General features: G+C 51.9%; 21 protein-coding genes and 1 pseudogene. 17 read left to right on the top strand and 5 right to left on the bottom strand.

Features of this window, described 5'->3' with window-relative positions; translation table 11 throughout:
- Positions 1–6: 6 nt before the first annotated feature.
- Positions 7–1,158: a dual-specificity RNA methyltransferase RlmN gene (rlmN, locus tag JCM12296_RS13690; RefSeq protein ID WP_306304023.1), complete on the bottom strand. Its 1,152-nt coding sequence runs from the start codon at positions 1,156–1,158 to the stop codon at positions 7–9.
- 108 nt (positions 1,159–1,266) lie between these two features.
- Between rlmN and ffh the strand changes: the two genes are divergently transcribed.
- The 15 genes and pseudogenes from ffh (at position 1,267) to JCM12296_RS39850 (ending at position 9,544) form a co-directional block, all read left to right on the top strand.
- On the top strand, positions 1,267–2,598 hold the full coding sequence (gene ffh, locus JCM12296_RS13685) for a signal recognition particle protein (RefSeq protein WP_054693940.1): 1,332 nt from the start codon (positions 1,267–1,269) through the stop codon (positions 2,596–2,598).
- A gap of 12 nt (positions 2,599–2,610) precedes the next feature.
- A complete protein-coding gene (gene rpsP, locus JCM12296_RS13680; RefSeq protein WP_054693937.1) occupies positions 2,611–2,865 on the top strand; it encodes a 30S ribosomal protein S16 in 255 nt (84 codons plus the stop codon).
- A 48-nt stretch (positions 2,866–2,913) separates the two neighbouring features.
- The gene (locus JCM12296_RS13675; RefSeq protein WP_054693934.1) at positions 2,914–3,144 is read left to right on the top strand and encodes a KH domain-containing protein; all 231 of its coding nucleotides are present in this window, start codon (positions 2,914–2,916) and stop codon (positions 3,142–3,144) included.
- Positions 3,145–3,154: 10 nt separating this feature from the next.
- Complete coding sequence (gene rimM, locus JCM12296_RS13670; RefSeq protein WP_054693931.1) at positions 3,155–3,670, top strand: ribosome maturation factor RimM; 516 nt, start codon at positions 3,155–3,157, stop codon at positions 3,668–3,670.
- Positions 3,671–3,690: 20 nt separating this feature from the next.
- Complete coding sequence (gene trmD / locus JCM12296_RS13665) at positions 3,691–4,437, top strand: tRNA (guanosine(37)-N1)-methyltransferase TrmD (RefSeq protein ID WP_054693928.1); 747 nt, start codon at positions 3,691–3,693, stop codon at positions 4,435–4,437.
- 31 nt (positions 4,438–4,468) lie between these two features.
- Positions 4,469–4,992, top strand: a pseudogene (locus JCM12296_RS50485) (RNA methyltransferase).
- 37 nt (positions 4,993–5,029) lie between these two features.
- A complete protein-coding gene (gene rplS / locus JCM12296_RS13655) occupies positions 5,030–5,377 on the top strand; it encodes a 50S ribosomal protein L19 (protein ID WP_054693979.1) in 348 nt (115 codons plus the stop codon).
- Positions 5,378–5,391: 14 nt separating this feature from the next.
- Positions 5,392–6,027, top strand: coding sequence for a ribonuclease HII (locus JCM12296_RS13650; RefSeq protein ID WP_054693925.1), 636 nt, complete (start codon positions 5,392–5,394; stop codon positions 6,025–6,027).
- Positions 6,028–6,061: 34 nt separating this feature from the next.
- Complete coding sequence (locus JCM12296_RS13645; protein WP_054693922.1) at positions 6,062–6,433, top strand: YraN family protein; 372 nt, start codon at positions 6,062–6,064, stop codon at positions 6,431–6,433.
- Complete coding sequence (rsmI, locus tag JCM12296_RS13640; protein ID WP_246804276.1) at positions 6,420–7,310, top strand: 16S rRNA (cytidine(1402)-2'-O)-methyltransferase; 891 nt, start codon at positions 6,420–6,422, stop codon at positions 7,308–7,310. The genes JCM12296_RS13645 and rsmI overlap by 14 nt, the downstream gene beginning before the upstream one ends.
- Complete coding sequence (locus JCM12296_RS13635) at positions 7,307–7,879, top strand: 4'-phosphopantetheinyl transferase family protein (protein ID WP_054693916.1); 573 nt, start codon at positions 7,307–7,309, stop codon at positions 7,877–7,879. The genes rsmI and JCM12296_RS13635 overlap by 4 nt, the downstream gene beginning before the upstream one ends.
- Positions 7,880–8,011: 132 nt before the next feature.
- A complete protein-coding gene (locus JCM12296_RS50480) occupies positions 8,012–8,143 on the top strand; it encodes a sigma 54-interacting transcriptional regulator (protein WP_083456129.1) in 132 nt (43 codons plus the stop codon).
- Positions 8,140–8,319 (top strand): helix-turn-helix domain-containing protein, encoded by a 180-nt coding sequence (locus JCM12296_RS50475; RefSeq protein WP_422698740.1) that lies wholly within the window; start codon positions 8,140–8,142, stop codon positions 8,317–8,319. The genes JCM12296_RS50480 and JCM12296_RS50475 overlap by 4 nt, the downstream gene beginning before the upstream one ends.
- 26 nt (positions 8,320–8,345) lie before the next feature.
- A complete protein-coding gene (locus JCM12296_RS13630) occupies positions 8,346–9,245 on the top strand; it encodes an MFS transporter (RefSeq protein WP_083456128.1) in 900 nt (299 codons plus the stop codon).
- Positions 9,146–9,544, top strand: coding sequence for an MFS transporter (locus JCM12296_RS39850; protein WP_246804274.1), 399 nt, complete (start codon positions 9,146–9,148; stop codon positions 9,542–9,544). Before JCM12296_RS13630 ends, JCM12296_RS39850 begins: the two co-directional genes overlap by 100 nt.
- A 793-nt stretch (positions 9,545–10,337) precedes the next feature.
- Here JCM12296_RS39850 and JCM12296_RS13620 read toward each other — a convergent pair.
- From JCM12296_RS13620 to JCM12296_RS13605, 4 genes are read right to left on the bottom strand one after another with little or no spacing between them, the layout of a single operon-like run.
- Complete coding sequence (locus tag JCM12296_RS13620; RefSeq protein WP_054693907.1) at positions 10,338–10,748, bottom strand: phospholipase D-like domain-containing protein; 411 nt, start codon at positions 10,746–10,748, stop codon at positions 10,338–10,340.
- Entirely contained in the window at positions 10,748–11,815 is a 1,068-nt protein-coding gene (locus JCM12296_RS13615; protein ID WP_054693905.1) for a hypothetical protein, read from the bottom strand. The genes JCM12296_RS13620 and JCM12296_RS13615 overlap by 1 nt, the downstream gene beginning before the upstream one ends.
- Positions 11,805–14,927 (bottom strand): AAA domain-containing protein, encoded by a 3,123-nt coding sequence (locus JCM12296_RS13610; RefSeq protein WP_281492011.1) that lies wholly within the window; start codon positions 14,925–14,927, stop codon positions 11,805–11,807. Before JCM12296_RS13610 ends, JCM12296_RS13615 begins: the two co-directional genes overlap by 11 nt.
- Positions 14,928–14,935: 8 nt before the next feature.
- Positions 14,936–15,280, bottom strand: coding sequence for a protein kinase (locus JCM12296_RS13605; protein ID WP_054693899.1), 345 nt, complete (start codon positions 15,278–15,280; stop codon positions 14,936–14,938).
- Between the two features lie 750 nt (positions 15,281–16,030).
- Here JCM12296_RS13605 and JCM12296_RS38275 point away from each other — a divergent pair.
- Entirely contained in the window at positions 16,031–16,318 is a 288-nt protein-coding gene (locus JCM12296_RS38275; protein WP_157067600.1) for a hypothetical protein, read from the top strand.
- A gap of 166 nt (positions 16,319–16,484) precedes the next feature.
- On the top strand, positions 16,485–16,692 hold a 208-nt coding region (locus tag JCM12296_RS41815; RefSeq protein ID WP_218188073.1), incomplete at its 3' end, for a hypothetical protein.

Below are 16,692 nucleotides of genomic sequence, written 5' to 3'. Positions count from 1 at the left end.
ATCGGCCTATTCCCCCGTGGGTACCAACTTGGCCCGCAATTGCCCACACGCCGCGCCAATATCCTGTCCCTTGCTGTGGCGCACGATGACCGTGTAGTGGTGCTCGGCCAGAAGTTCCTGAAAGGCGCTGATCTGTGAAGGCGAGGGGCGCCGGAACTCGCTGCCCGGATGTTCGTTGAAGGGGATCAGGTTGATCTTGGCCTTGACCGGCCGCAAGAGTTTTACCAGCCGCCGGGCATCCTCCAGGCGGTCGTTGATGCCCTGCATGAGGATGTATTCAAAGGTGATCTTGCGCCGCGGGGGCAGGGGAAATTGGCGGCAGGCGGCCATCAGGTCCGACAAGGGATAGCGGCGGTTGATGGGCATCAACCGGCTGCGCAGGGCGTCATCGGCGGCGTTCAGGGAAACGGCCAGGTTCACGCGCGTATCGCGTCCCAGGTCCGCCATGCGGGGAACCCTTCCGGCCGTGGAAACGGTGACCCGCCGGGTGGAGAACTTGAGGCCGAAATCACCGTCGGTGATGATATCCAGGGCCTGGACCACGTTGGTGTAGTTGGCCAGCGGTTCCCCCATGCCCATGAAGACGATGTTGGACAGCGGCATGCCTTCCTGACCCGCCACACGCTGCTGGACGTCCCGCACCTGGGAGATGATTTCACCGGCCGACAGGTTGCGTACGAACCCGCCCTTGGCCGTCATGCAGAAACGGCATCCCTGGGCGCAACCCACCTGACTGGAAATACACAAGGTATAGTGATCCTTCTCGGGGATCAGCACGGTCTCGATGTGCTGCCCGTCAGCGAGCCGGAAGAGCAGCTTGAGGGAACCATCCTGGCTGGTGGCCTCGTGTTCCACGGTAAGTCGCGGATTGACGAAAGCCGCATCCAACTCGGCCCGTAGGGGCTTTCCCAGGTTGGTCATGGCCTCGAAACGGTCCGTCTGGCGGGAATAGAGCCACTGCAGAATTTGTTGGGTGCGGAAGGGGCGTTCGCCGCGGTCGGCCAGCCAGTCGCCGAGCGCTTGCCGGGACAGGTCTTTGATGTCGATTTTGCTTGATATTGTGGTCATGATATGGGATCCACGGGCCGGACCGAAACCGTGCCCCGAGGGGGTTGACGACAGCCGGCGAACGCCGGCAACGGAAAGGGGCGTTCCCATGGTTTTTCCCAAGGCGGCACGGCCTTTTCCAACGCTTTATTATTGCTTGACATACCATTTAAAAAAATCTACTTTCAAGGTTTTAGTTTACCAGGCTGGTGGAATCGTATGTTTGATACGTTAAGCGACAAACTGAATTCGGTCTTCAAGCAGCTCAAAGGGCAAGGCAAGCTTTCCGAGAAGAACATTGCCGATGGCTTGCGCGAGGTCCGCATGGCCCTTCTGGAAGCCGATGTCCACTTCCAGGTGGTCAAGCAATTGGTGGCCGAGATCAAGGCGCGCGCGCTGGGCCAGGAGGTCATGGGTAGCCTGACGCCTGGCCAGCAGGTGGTCAAGATTGTCAACGAATCGCTGACCCAGCTCATGGGCAACACCCACGAGGGGCTCCAGCTGGAGGGGGAAAAGCCGGTCTCGGTGATGCTGGTGGGACTTCAAGGTTCCGGTAAGACCACCACGGCCGGGAAGTTGGCCGTGATGCTGCGCAAGACCGGCAAGCAGCCCTATCTGGTTCCGGCGGACGTCTATCGGCCGGCGGCCATCGACCAGCTCAAAAAGCTGGGTGTCCAGTTGGGCGTGCCGGTGTTCGATTCCACCCCGGACATGGATCCGGTCGCGATCTGCCAGGAGGCCCGTGTGGCTGCCCAAAAGGCAGGCTGCGATACACTGCTGCTCGATACGGCCGGCCGTCTGCATATCGATGAGACGCTGATGGGTGAGCTCTCGAGCATCCGCTCGACGGCAAAGCCCACCGACATCCTGCTGGTGGCCGATGCCATGACCGGTCAGGACGCGGTGAACATCGCCAAGGCCTTTGACGAACGCCTGAACATCGGCGGCGTGGTGCTCACCAAAATGGACGGCGACGCCCGTGGCGGCGCGGCCCTGTCGATTCGGGCGATTACCGGCAAGCCGATCAAATTCATCGGCGTCGGTGAAAAGCTCAGCGACCTGGAAGCATTCCATCCCGACCGGATGGCCTCGCGGATTCTCGGCATGGGGGATGTCCTCACCATGATCGAGAAGGCCCAGGAGGTGGTGGATGAGAAAAAGGCCATCGAGCTCGAAAAGAAGCTGCGCAAGAATCAGTTTACCCTGGAGGATTTTCGGGATCAGATGCGGCAGATCCGCAAAATGGGATCGCTTACCGATATTCTGGGCATGATTCCCGGCATGAGTAAGATCAAGCAGATGAAGAACCTGCAGGTGGACGAGAAGGAGTTGGTGCACATCGAGGCCATCATCAATTCCATGACGCCCCAGGAGCGCCGCCAGTACACGATTATCAACGGCAGCCGCCGCAAACGCATTGCCGCCGGCAGCGGTACGCGTGTTCAGGATGTTAACCGCCTGCTCAAAAATTATGCGCAGGTGATGAAAATGATGAAGAAAATCAATAAAAGCGGCATGCGCGGGTTGGGTCGCGGCATGCTGCCATTTTAAAGGAGAACAAGCATGGCAGTAAAAATCAGACTGGCCCGCCACGGAGCCAAAAAAAGACCCTTCTACCGCATCGTTGCCGCTGACAACGACAGCCCCCGGGATGGCCGCTTTCTGGAAAAGCTCGGGACCTATAACCCCTTGCAGGACCCGGCGCAAGTGGTGCTGAACGCCGAGCGGGTCAAATACTGGATCGCCCAGGGCGCCACACCCACCGATACGGTCAAGACGATTTTGAAGCGTGAAGGCGTTTTCACGCCGACCGAGTAAAAGACATCATCGCCCCGGATTCCCCGTCACTGCATAGGAGATGGAACCATGAAGGAACTGATCAAATTCATTGCCGAAGAGCTGGTGGATTTACCTGATCAGGTTTCCGTGGAGGAGATCGAGGGTAGCCAGACCTCCGTCATCGAACTGAAAGTGGACAAAACGGATCTGGGTAAGGTGATCGGCAAGCAGGGGCGGACCGCACGCGCCATGCGGACGCTCTTGAATGCCGCGTCGGCCAAGGTCAATAAACGGACCGTTCTTGAAATCGTCGAGTAGCCCAAAGGAAATGGACGACTACATCCTGGTGGGCCGGGTAACCGGCGCGCATGGTATTCGCGGCGCGGTAAAAATTCATTCCTATGCCGAATCCATGGCGCTTTTTGCTGCCGGTGAAAAATTAAGGCTGACCTTCGCCGATGGTACGTCTCGCACCATGATGATTGAATGGGCCAGGCCCCATGGCCGGGGATTCCGCATGGGGCTGGAAACGGTCACGGACCGCACCCAGGCCGAAAGCCTGGCTGGCGCATCGATTTTTGTTGAGCGGTCACGTTTGCCGGTCCTGGAGGCGGATACCTATTATTGGTTCGAATTGGTTGGGCTCAACGTTTACGACACCACCGGCCAGTTGCTGGGGTGTCTGGACGAGGTCATCCCGACGGCGGCCAACGATGTTTATGTGGTCACCGGAGAGGTTGACGGCCAGCCGCGGGAGATGCTGATTCCCGCCGTGGCGCGTGTGATCCGCAGCATCGATCTGGAAAACAGGACGATGGTGGTGGATCCGCCGGAAGGATTGTAAGCAGCCGTGGGCAGGGTGCCATGAAGGTTTGTGTACTGACGCTCTTTCCCGAGCTGTTCGAGCCGTTCTGGGCCCACGGCATCATCCGGCGGGCGATACAGGCCGACAAGCTGGCCGCCCGGACCATCAACATCCGCGATCATGCCGCGGGACGTCATCGGGTGACCGACGACCGGCCCTATGGCGGCGGATGCGGCATGGTCATGAAGCCGGAGCCCCTGACGGCGGCCCTGGCGGTAGCCAAATCCGGACTGACGTCGGCAACGACCCTGTTGCTGTCCCCCCAGGGGCGGTGCTTCGATCAGGCGGCCGCCCAGGCGTTGGCCGCGTCCGAGGCCTTGATCCTGGTCTGCGGTCGATACGAAGGGGTGGATGAACGCTTTATCGATACCCATGTGGACGCGGAGATCTCCATCGGCGATTTTGTGCTGACCGGTGGCGAACTGGGCGCCATGGTGGTGATCGATGCGGTCACCCGGTTGATTCCCGGCGTTTTGGGCAATGCCGATTCCGCCGGCAGCGATACCTTCAGCGACGGATTGGTGGAATACGCGCACTATACCCGGCCGGCAACCTTCAATGGTCAGACGGTTCCGGCGGTGTTGCAATCCGGCAACCACGCGGCGATCGATCAGTGGCGCCAGGAAACGGCGCTGATGCGGACCGTGCTGAAACGGCCCGATCTTTTGACCAAGCGGGAATTCTCCGCCGCGGAGCGGGCGATCCTGATGAAATGGCGGCAGGACCTTGACAGACTGCTTGGGTAGCCGGTTATACGTCGCCCTGATCCATTATCCGGTGATCGACAAAAACGGGCAGATCATCGCCTCGGCGGTCACCAACCTGGATTTGCATGATATCGCCCGGGCGTGCAGAACTTACGGCGTGGCGGGATATTACATCGTTACGCCGCTGGAAGACCAGATAAGGCTGGTCAAGCGTATTCTCGACCACTGGACCACCGGGGCCGGCGCGCGTTACAACCCCAAGCGGCATCAGGCCCTGGAACTGATCCGGGTTGAGCGACGGTTGAGGCGGCCGCCCACGATATCGCCCACATCCACGGCCGGCGCCCCAAGATCGTGGCCACCACCGCCCGCCGCCATAACGGCGGCCTGGCACACCGACGGTTGCGGGCCATGCTGGCCGAACCCACACCGGTGATGCTGGCCTTGGGAACGGCGTGGGGGCTTTGCGACGGTTTCATGGATGCCGCCGACCACATCCTTGAGCCGCTTAAAGGGGCAGAAACATACAATCACCTATCCGTCCGATCCGCCGCGGCCATCCTGCTGGACCGGCTGCTGGGGGACCGGAACTGAAACGGTTTCAATTACAACATCAACATCGGGAGTGATCATGGAAATCATCAAAAACATTGAGCGAGAACAGGTCCGCATGGATCTGCCCCACTTTATCCCCGGGGACACCGTCACCGTGCACGTGAAGATTCGTGAAGGCAACAAGGAGCGTCTCCAGGCCTTTCAAGGGGTGGTCATCAGCAAGAAAAAAGGGCTGGCCAATGCGACCTTTACCGTGCGCAAAGTTTCCTATGGCGTCGGCGTGGAACGCGTGTTCCCCATCAATTCGCCCATCATCGATCGCATCGAGGTCGTGACCCATGGCCGCGTACGGCGGGCCAAGATCTACTACCTGCGCAAGCTGCGCGGGAAAGCCGCCAGAATCCGGGAGCGACGGTTCAACTAAGCGTTCCCGACGATATGGTATCAGATCTCTGGGAATTCGAAAAAAAGGCCCGTCAGATGGGCCATGCGACGATTGCAGGCATTGACGAGGCCGGCCGGGGTCCCCTGGCCGGTCCCGTCGTTTCTGCCGCCGTCATCCTGCCGGAGGAGATGGATCTGCCCGGGGTCGACGACTCCAAAAAATTGACCCCGGCCATGCGCAACCGGCTTTACGACCGGCTTTATGGGGTGGCCCGGTCGATCGGCATCGGCGTGGTGGATGTCCCTGAAATCGATCGCGACAATATTCTGCAGGCCAGTCTGCGATCCATGGTCATGGCCGTTGCCAACCTGGCCCCTCGTCCGGACTATCTTTTGATCGACGGGATTTTCACGATCGCCACGGATCTTCCCCAAATGGCGCTGAAAAAGGGGGATTCGCGCAGCATCTCCATCGCTGCGGCTTCGATTGTGGCCAAAGTCACCCGGGACCGGATCATGGGCCAGATCGACGACCTGTATCCCGAATTCGGCTTTTGCCGGCACAAGGGCTATCCCACGCAAGCCCATCGGGCCGCCATCGCCCATTACGGCTGCTCGCCCATCCACCGGCGTTCATTCAAGGGGGTCAGGGAACATCTGCCGCTGACCGGGTCCACCGGCAAGCGTTGACCTGGACCGCCCCGCCCCCTTCATGGAGTTTTGCATGCTGAACCGTCAGCAACAATTCGGGAAAAGCAGCGAACGGTTGGCGGTCGATTATCTCAAACGGCGGGGCTATCGCATCCTCGAAACCAACTACCGCACCCCCCAGGGGGAGATCGACATCATCGCCCAGGAGAAGGGCACGATCGTCTTCGTGGAAGTCAAGGCGCGCAGTTCGCGTCGCTTCGGCAGCCCCAAGGCGGCGGTGACACCCGCCAAACAACGCAAGATCTCCATGGTTGCCCTGATGTATCTGAAAGCCTGCGACCGGATCGATGCCCGTGCCCGTTTCGACGTGGTCGCCATCGACACGGCGCCGGGGTCGCCCCACATCGAAGTGGTGAAGGATGCCTTCAACCTTGCCTACGGATGAGCCCGCGGCAGTACCTTGCCCCGGCGGCCTCTATGTCGTGGCCACGCCCATCGGTAATCTGGAAGACATTACCGTGCGTGCCCTGCGGATTCTTAAAACGGTGGCTCTGATCGCCGCCGAGGACACGCGTCATACGGCCCGCCTGCTGGCCCACTACCACATCCGCACGCCCCTGATTTCCTGTCATGAACACAACGAACAGCAGCGTACCGACGTCTTGATCGAGAAGATTCGCGCGGGCATGGCCGTGGCGCTCGTGTCCGATGCGGGAACCCCGTCGGTTTCCGATCCGGGCTACCGGCTGGTCCGGGCGACCATTGCGGCCGGCCTGGATGTCTTCCCCGTGCCGGGCGTATCGGCCGCCATAACGGCCCTCAGCGCCGCCGGCCTGCCCACGGATATGTTCACCTTTGTTGGCTTCGCGCCCAAGAAGAAAGGTCGCCGGGACGCGTTGTTGCAGTCGCTCGCCGGAGAACCACGCACCTTGATCTTCTACGAGTCTCCCCACCGCATCATTGACTTCCTGGCGGATTTGCAGCGCGCCATGGGGGACCGGCAAGCGGTTCTGGCCCGTGAGATGACCAAGCTGCATGAGGAATTTGTCCGCGGCACGCTTTCCCAGCTCGCGGCCAGTCTGAAACAGCGTTCCGAGATAAAAGGAGAGTGCACCCTTCTGGTGGGCGGCGCACCGTCAGCCGAATCCATCGGTATGGGCGACCTGGCCGATCGTCTGCGCGAAGCCCTGGCCGATCCCGACGCGCGACTCTCCGGCGTGGCCAAGGAAGTGGCCCGGAAGTATCAATTGCCGCGCAAGACGGTCTATGAATTGGCCCTTAAGGTTCGGCACGAGATGCGGCAAGGCGAAGAGAAACGATGAAAACGCTTTATCCGGTGATCCTGCCGGTCAGCGCCGACCAGCGCGGATCGGACCGGCGCGCCATGGTCAAGATCTTGAGTCGTCTGGCCCGCGTGGCCCTCACCCGGTCGTGCCAGATCAGCGGCTTGCGCTTGGATAGCTTTCCCAAGGATGCCGATGGCGTGCCCTTGCCGGTGGATGGCGTCCACTGGTCCCTGAGCCACAAAACTGACGTGGTGGGCGGGGTTGCCGCACCGATGCCGGTGGGTATCGATCTGGAGACCATGCGTCCGGTCCACGCCGGTCTGCTTGACCGGGTGGCCGATGCCGCAGAGTGGGCGCAGTTAATTGGCGATCCCCAACGCAACTTCTTCCGTATCTGGACCGCCAAGGAAGCCGTCCTCAAGGCGGTGGGCAAGGGATTTGCCGGGCTCTCGCGCTGTCGGGTGAAGTCGGTGGAGGACGAAACCCAGATGCTGTTGACCTTTGACGCCCAGCCCTGGCCGGTGCGGCACCACTGGTTCGGCGACCACGTGGCCGCCATTACCGTCCGTGATGATTTCACGGTGGCGTGGCAAACCGAAGCATGACGGATTCGGAAAAAGCCCGCTTCAGATCCGGATCCCTTTTTGGGCTTCATGTCAGTTCAGGATATAGCTTTTTTACGCAGGTTGGGTGCAATTCAAAGCGTGTGCCTTTGCCAACATCACTGTTAACCGCTAATTCACGCCCTGCGGTTTACTAACAATGAACCCTTCATCACGGTGAATTGCGGTGCCGTTACCGCGTCGCTTTTTGAAAGGGAGTTCTTTGGTTATCGAAATCCGCCTGCCCCCCCTGCGCGAGCGGCGTGAGGATATCCATCTACTGGTGGAGTATATCCGCCATCGAATCATTGGAAAAGAAGATGATTGCAGAAGCGTTGGACCAAACCCGCGGACATCGTGGTGCCACCGCTAAATTATTGAAGATTCCACGCAGATCGCTGCAGCGTAAAATAAAGAAATATCAAATAGAGACACAAGACTGATCTTCGGATACTCGAACCGTTGACAGATGGAAATGGGTATGGCGCACGGTTCAAATCCTCAGAAGGAGCCGCTTTTCACGGGCTCTTTTTTAGTGTTACTGGCCTGTAGTATGATCTTGCAGACCGGCATGGGGGTATTTTTCTTGTTCCCCTTGTATGTTTTGGATATTGGGGGCAGCAAGGCCGATATCGGCATCCTCATGGGGGCCATGTCCTTGGCGGCGGTTTGTGGACGTCCCATGGTTTCCGAACTTGTGGATCGAATTGGCCGCAAGCCCAGCCTGGTGATCGCGAGCCTGTTGCTGATGCTGGTGAGCGTGATCCACCTTTTTATTGATGGTTCCATCAATCAAGCCTTCCCCCTGCTTTTGGTACTGCGGCTGATGTTCGGCGTGGGCCTGGCGCTCTGCGTTGTCGCCAGTCTGACCATGGCCGCCGACCTGGTGCCCGCGTCCCGGCTCACCGAAGGGATCGGCTACTTTGGTATCACGCCCCTGGTGGGCATCGCATTGGGCCCCGTCGTGGCCGAAGGCATGGTTCATCAGTGGGGATTTAACGCCATCTTTTTCATCGGGTTGGCCTTTTTTATTGCCGCCCTCCTCTCTTTGATGCCCCTGCGGGATCGATTTACTCCTGCCGCCGGTACGGTGCCAGGCAATAGTAAATTCTTCCAGGTGCTCCGCATTCCCATTGTCTGGCGCATGTCCGTGATCTGCCTTTGTTTCGGCTTGGCCTTTGCGGCTCACAGCAGTTTTGTTGCCCCCTTTGCCCAAAAAACGCGTTATCCGTTTCATCCTATTTTGCGGCCTATTCCGGATCGGCGGTATTGGCGAGGATACTGTGCGGCTATCTTGTCAACCGATTTGGCGAGATACGGATTATGCCGGTTGCCTTGGTCATGGGCGGGATTGGATTCCTTTGTCTGATCGGCGTGTCAACCACAGCGGGCCTGATGGGAACCGGATTTTTGGCGGGAATGGGACATGGCCTGCTTTTTCCCAGCTTGATCGCCGTGACCATTCGTCCAATAAGAGCCGACAATCGGGGCAATGTCAACGGTGTGCTTACCGGCGGTTTCGATGCCGGGGTGTTCATCGGCGCATTGGTCATGGGCCAACTCGGCGAACTTTTCGGCTTTTGGATCATCTTCGTCACCGCCGCTACGGCCATATTCCTGGGGTTGGCTATTTTTTTGATCATCCGGCCAATGATCGTTGAACGTTAATCCGCACCGAATAGTCAGCGCCGGGTGGCCTTGCAGTGCTGTCCGAAGTCAGCTGGTATCCGGCTTTTTTTAGTTCCTATTTATTTCATTTAACACCGATTAACGATTGCCCATTGTTGATGAACTCGTAAAAAGTCGCATTTCCGACGGATTCGTAAAAAGCCCGAGATCAAGGCTTGCGAATCCCGAGGAATGAGGCGTACTATTGCGTACGCCGCAGTGACGAGGGATGAAGCGTAACGCCGATATCGGGCTTTTTACGAATCCGTCATTGTTGATTGTTTCGAACACCCGGTAATTACCGACCATAAAAATCTGATCGGCACGGATGGTGATGGTTATATATTTAAATATCACAAGTAGTTGAATAAACGTTGCTTTGCATAGTACCTGTACTAATCACCGCGCTGCTAATCTATATGATTATCTCCAGTATCTGGCGGCAGACCAAAAGAAGATACATTTTTCATCTGCAGGGCGGAACAATGAATTGTGGGTGATCCGGCTGTTTTATTGGTAGGAAACGCATAAAATCATATCTGTTCCCAATGTTCCCCCAATTTAAATGAAGTTACAAAAATCATCACTATGTTCATGTAGCCATCTATGAAAAGAGACTGTTTGGCTGCTATTTTGCTAGTCTACGTTGGTAACAACCGGCGGGATTGATTATAAAATTGAAAATTTGTAGTGCCATACAAACTTTTTTAGGATTCTAACTTGCTGAAAATATATTGTTTAAATTTCGAACCCACAAACTTGGGTTAGTACACTCTTTTGAGAAATCGAGGACTTAATCAAAACGTTTTACGATTTTATCAAAAAAATCATCCACAATCTTTGGAATAGAGACTAAAGTCCCCCATTCCTCGCGAAATGTGCGATGGGGGTCTCCCTTGAATGAAAGCCAGTTAAAACTTGTAATTACAAAAAAATCATGATCCTTAACTAAAACTTTGGCATGCGTATCGCCCGTACGCTTAAGAAAGAAGTGGTTGTACGATTGAGCTATTTCTTCTAAATCTTGTCGAGCCTCAGCATCCCATTTGTTTTCTCGTTCACCTTTTGCGCCAAGTCCATATCCAATGTAGACTCTGACACCTCTTTGCAATGTACTCTTCAACGCCTCTGTAAATGTACTGTTTACAACAGCTTTTCGAATCCATGGAGAAATAATAAGCAGTCGCTCACTTGCGGTTTTCATTACATCTTCAAGCAATGTTGCATGTTCATAGACGCAAGTGGCCTAACTCGCATACTTGCAATCTTATGTTCAAGGTCTCTGAGTTCATCCCTTGCCGCATGATCTTCATTCTGTGACTCCAACATCGATTCAGTGGTCGAGCTTTTTGCAGCCTCTATTCGTGCGTTTGAAATTCTTTCTCTTGCTCTTTTTGCGGCCTGCTGTAATCCTTTTGAATTATTTTGTTGTTTAGATTCTTTTTCAACTTGCTTTAAAAGATCGTCACCAATAACTTCAGCTATTGATAATGGTCCAATTCGTTCTAATAGACCTCGAAACAGCTTTGTTTTTTCAACACCATTTGCTCGATCAAATGCCTTACCATGCTCTCTCGATAATCTGCCATCTATAGCGAAATCTACCTGAACCTCTCCTCCTGTCTCCGCTCGGTAAGCAAGCGCAACTGCATCTAAAAAGACACGGTCTCGTCGTTCGATAGATGTGATTTGCAATAGTTGTCTGGGAGTCTCAGCCCTACCAGTATCTAACCTTACAACTTCAATTACATCTTTAATGTCAATTTCATGCAACTCAGGAGGTCTTGCAGGAAATGCACGAACTTCTGGTATACCTTCAGCTTTAAGCTCTCTAGGTTTAAGGAGGCTTTCAAAAGGATAGAATCTTGGTTTTCTAGTCAATCCGTCTACCCAAAATACAACTGTTTGCTCCAGTGGAGAAAATTGTTCTTGTGCATCAGCGATTAACTTCCCTTTTGGCGTCAATTCAATTTTTCGTCTTCTTATCGATTGTGCAAATGGAACTCGTATACATTCAGTCCTAATCAGCTCAGACAAGCATGACTCAATAACTGATTTTTCAAGCCCTAATAAGCCAGCAATCTGACCAACTGATTCGATCCCAGCCGCCACTCCCCTCAACACGAATTCCTCAATAGGATCCAGCTCCTTTTTGTTCAGACAAAAACCTATTGTTGTCATACGAAATACGGGTAACCCGACAGGTCCGTATGCTACAAGATTGTATCCTGTGCGATTATCGAAGCGTTCTGCGACCTGTTCAAGATTCATCGGTTACCTCCTCCAGAGCGCAATCCAAAGGATGAGACTCTATATAGTCCAACACTTTGTTCCAAGGATTAATTCCTTGTGCAGACCTAATAAATGCAGCGTCCCCAATAATTGCAAGTGCTATTTTCGCGCGTGACAGTGCGACATTAATCCGTCGTCGTTCCCGCAGAAAGCCGAGATCTCCACGATCATTGCTACGTGTAATTGAATAAATTGCGATATCAGCTTCGCGTCCTTGGAATGCATCTACAGTATTACATTCTATGTCGATATTTGTTGTTGTTTGATACTCTAAATCAATTGCCCTAAGCAGTTCTATTTTTTGGGACGCATAACCCGTAAGAACGGCAACCGAGTACTTAGTTCCCTTAGCTTTCGCGACAAAATCTATCCTTTTTAAAAGGTTTCGAATCACCCCAGCCTCGGCAATATTCTTATAACTTTGACGATCTCGGCTTTCTCCGCGATGGTCAAGACCACTCGTAGAGAACCAAGTCGTTGGTTTAAGCAAAGCAGGACGGAGTCCAAAAGGATCTCCATCATCTACGCTTTGAAGGCGGCCATCGTAAAAGCAATTACTGATAAGGTTGCCAATAGGACGAATCATTCGATGCTGGTGAACCAAACTAGTTACGCAACCTACAGGAAGATTCTGGATCAATATTTCAAGTAGCGTTGCACTGAGGTCATCTTGCGATAGATTATAAGTTTCTAGAATCATTTTATCATCAAGTGCATCATCTACAAAGGGGGGAAGTTGTCTCCGGTCACCTACAAGCACCCATTTTTTTGATCTTGATAAAGGAACTAACAATTCAGTGACCGTTGCCTTCGAAGCTTCATCGACAATACAAAGATCAAAGTCGAGATTTTGAATGCCGCGCACCCCAGCGAAACCTAAGCATGTTCCCGCGATAACCTCAGAATCAGCAATTAATGCTGCGAAAAAGTCTCTTGATCTGCCAAAACGTAGGTACCATTCTTCTGCTAGCTTTACGAGACGATGCATTTTACGTGTTTGTTCATTCTGTCTTAGAAAGGCGTCTTCCCAGTCTCGAAGTTCATCTATTGAAGCTCTCGAGAGTTCATTTCCTATCTCGGGAATCTCTGCCATGATACTTCGAGCTTGTTTTACTCCGCTGCGTGCACGTTTCAATTCTGACTCTAATTGCATTACCATGTCGCTGGCTTCACGAATTGATTCTTTCAATTCATGGAAAGTCTCGCTTGCATCTGCAGCAGACCGTTTTTTTTCGCTTTCCCTCAGTATACATAGCTCTTCATCAATGACATCTTTTCTTTTTTCTAAAGCATTAACCTTTTCGAGAGAAGCACGTAGGCGCTCCGCTGCCATTCCTAAATTAAGATCTTTCCGATCAACACCTATCTCGGTGGCAAAATTCTCTAAAAAGTGTTCCGAACTTTCCTTAACGGACTCAATCCACTTATCAATGCGATTCTCTAACAACAAATCTTCAACATCAGGAGAGATTCGCTCATCATGACGACGGCCAATCCTGACAAGTTTTAAGTCGGGTTTTAGCTTATGGATACGTTCCAAAGCATTGTCTAAGGCAACATGCGTTTGTGAAGTCAATAGTATCCTTGACTTTGGACTATGGAGCAGTGTCTGCACTACAAGTTCAGTGATGAATAGAGTTTTGCCGGTACCTGGAGGTCCCTCGACTACTAAAAATGAGTCAGCTCCTAAAGCTTTTTTTACTGCATCTTGCTTGCTCTTATCCAAGTCATCTTGAATAAATTCGATTACATTCTGATCGGATGGTGGAATAGCTTTTTGTGGGTCCATAAGCAGATCACCCAGATCATTTCGACTAGCTCTTCTAAATCGGATTGCATCCAGCGCTTGGCGCTGACGATGGATAGAAATTCTTCCTGCTCGAGTGTCAAATAACAAGTCTCCTTCATGGGGGATCCTGCCATAAAATTCAGACTCTACCCATAATACCAAATGGCTATCTCCAATAGACTCAATCTCTCCTGAAACAACTTGGTTTTCTGATAGCTCTATGAGTCTAGGTTGCCCCACTATGTCATCATCAAGCGGATAATCTGTATGAAGTATTATCCGGCTCCCACTTTTGTTAACTGCATCGTATGGAATTGGAGTTTCTCTTCGAGTTTCTATCTCACTTTTTGCTTGTAGGATCGCCATCCATGTTTTGAATAGCTTTTCGGATCTAGCTGATACTTCCTTTTCAGATAACATTTGTTCTTGCTCTGCAAGTCCATTAATTAGCCATTTTATATTGTCAACATCGTCGCCGGTCACATGCGATCCTATCTGATTTGAGAAGCTGATTTCTGGCCTCCAATTAGATTCCCGTTGGAAATCAAGATAAGATGGCTGAAAAGGGAAAACGTTGATTAAAACAAGAAATCCTTTTGTATCATCATCGATTACAGCTGCATAAAGGTACTGCGCAGCATATAAGGATAGTCGAATATATAGTTGGTTTCCATCATTATTAGATATTTTTCTATTGATTTGTTTATCGTTTTTATAGCGCCCAATACCGCATATTTCATTTAAATCATCTATTACAAATTTCCTTACGTCGATCCCTACTTGATCTAATGATTGGCGTAGCTTTTCTTCAACAGAGCGAGTGATTTTAACCTTGATTCGGCGTGTCTTCAATTTTTTGGAGAATTCTGCTTCACGTTTTGACTGGACGATGTCGATTAGATTTTTTAATTTAATAATATTACTTGGACGATCCTCCGGATTTCTTGAAAGAGCCGCCTTAAGGATGTCTTCTATTTCTGGAGGTCCATCAAAATCGTCAAGGCAACGGTACACATCCTCATAGGTTGTAATTGGACATTGATGGAGACAGGCTAAAGTTAAAACTGCAAAACTGTATACATCCCGAGTTTCGCTAAATGAACCAAAATCTTGCTCCGGTGGTGCATATGGTTCTGAACGGAATCCAGCTACTGTGCATGCCGGCGCAATGAAGGATCTTAATTTTGAAATCCCAAAATCCGCAACTTTTACAACGCCCTCAGGACAAAAGAGGACATTTTGAAGTTTCAAATCTCTATGGAGAATATCTTTAGCAAAGGCGTATGTAAGGGCATTGAGAATTGGTTTCCCTATTTCTTCGTAGAAGCTATCCCAACCTGCCGGTGGATTTTTTCGATATATTGAGATAGAGATGTTTCAAGCCATTCTAAAACAAGGAACTTGCGACCATCAGAATCCTTTCCTCCGTCAACAATTCGTACGATATTCGGATGGTCGAGTCTCTGAAGTGCCTGGCATTCTCGAGCGTAGGCTTCTAAATGTAGTCGATCGCCTTCAATGTTTGGGCTAAAGAGCTTGATGGCCACAGATTTTTGATCCTCAAACATGTCGATTGCACGCCAAATTTCCGCCATGCCACCTATACGGGGTTTTTGGTTAGGGACAATAGTATATCGATCATTGAGGATTTTCATTATTCCCCCAAACGTTTTTAAGGCAATTGATATGAAATGATAGCGTTCAACACGGATCTTAGAAACTTTTTATTCATTTTAGTACAAAAAATATCTTGCTAAATGCAATAATTTTCACGCTTTTACGGTTTTTGATACTTTCTGAGGCTTTGGTGTCATTGAAACTTATCTCTCGATTTATAACCTGTCTGAAACGGCAGATTAACAATACCCCATCTGTAATTTGCCCTGACTTGTGATACGGTCGATCTATCACCGGTTTTTACAATAGATCGATTCGTTTGATTACAATACCCAATCGCGGCATCGGCCCTTCTACCGATACATTGAATAAGCACAATTGAGCATACTCGGTAATCCCCAGGATTACCAAACAAAATACCCCCAGGAATCCCATGGCGGCTGTTTTATGACAAATTCGTAATTTTAGGACATTTTATTACGGATATGTCATGAAACAATGCTGAAAAATTATGATCGAATATATATAACTATATGATATATTAGCATTATATAGTTTTGGCACAATGAATGCTGAAGTTCATAGTTGGGGTCGGAGGATGCTCCTCCGAATACCTCCTCGGGGGTGGGCAAGACCTCTTGGTGTGGAGTCTTGCCCATTATTTTGCGAGATGTGCCGCCTGCCACCTCCGGTATCCCTCATGGGTGCCGGCGTGCTGCCTTATTGGAGGAAGCCCTTAAGGATCTGATCAAAAAATACGAAAACCACAAAATCAAAGGCGGTGACAAATGCCAACTCAAAAATGCCCCCTTTGCGGGAAAATAGCGAAATACGATAACCCACCTGGTAATTCCGAAAAGTACAAATGTTTTTTGTGTCCGGTCAGCGGTAGTTTCGTCATCTCACTGATGGCAGAGGACCATTTCGCAAAATTCCCCATAATAGACAGAACGTATTATTCTGATAAAGCTAAGGCCGCCAAAAAAGGAAAGGTCTTGATCATTCAATTTTGTGATGATGAATCTGAAGCACCGCTGATCCAGAGGTACGATGAGAAAGCAGATTGGTTTAGATAATCGATTTTGCGGGAGTCCCTAACACTGGCATCATACCATCCCGCATAGGGCCCGGAGCGAAAAATGCTCTCCACCCTCCCGATCGCTTCGGCCCCTTCGTTTTACCCTGTCCCGCCATCGACAGCACCAGCGTTGCCAACTTTCCAAAATTGGCTACCTTCTGGCCATGAACGAGATCATTCAAGAAATCCTGAAAAAATATGGCAAATATCCATCCGATCTATTCCCCCATATCGAATGGCTGAAAAAGAGGCTGCTCGATCTGGATTCTGAAATCGATGAACTTCACCAGGACCGTAACCGGTTGCTTACAGAATTGAGCAAGGCGAGGAACATAATAAACCGACTACGGGCGGGGATTGAGTGTAGCGGGT

The sequence above is a fragment of the Desulfosarcina cetonica JCM 12296 genome, from assembly GCF_001311845.1.
Taxonomy (GTDB): Bacteria; Desulfobacterota; Desulfobacteria; order Desulfobacterales; family Desulfosarcinaceae; genus Desulfosarcina; species Desulfosarcina cetonica.
This window is presented reverse-complemented; position numbering and strand designations above follow the sequence as displayed.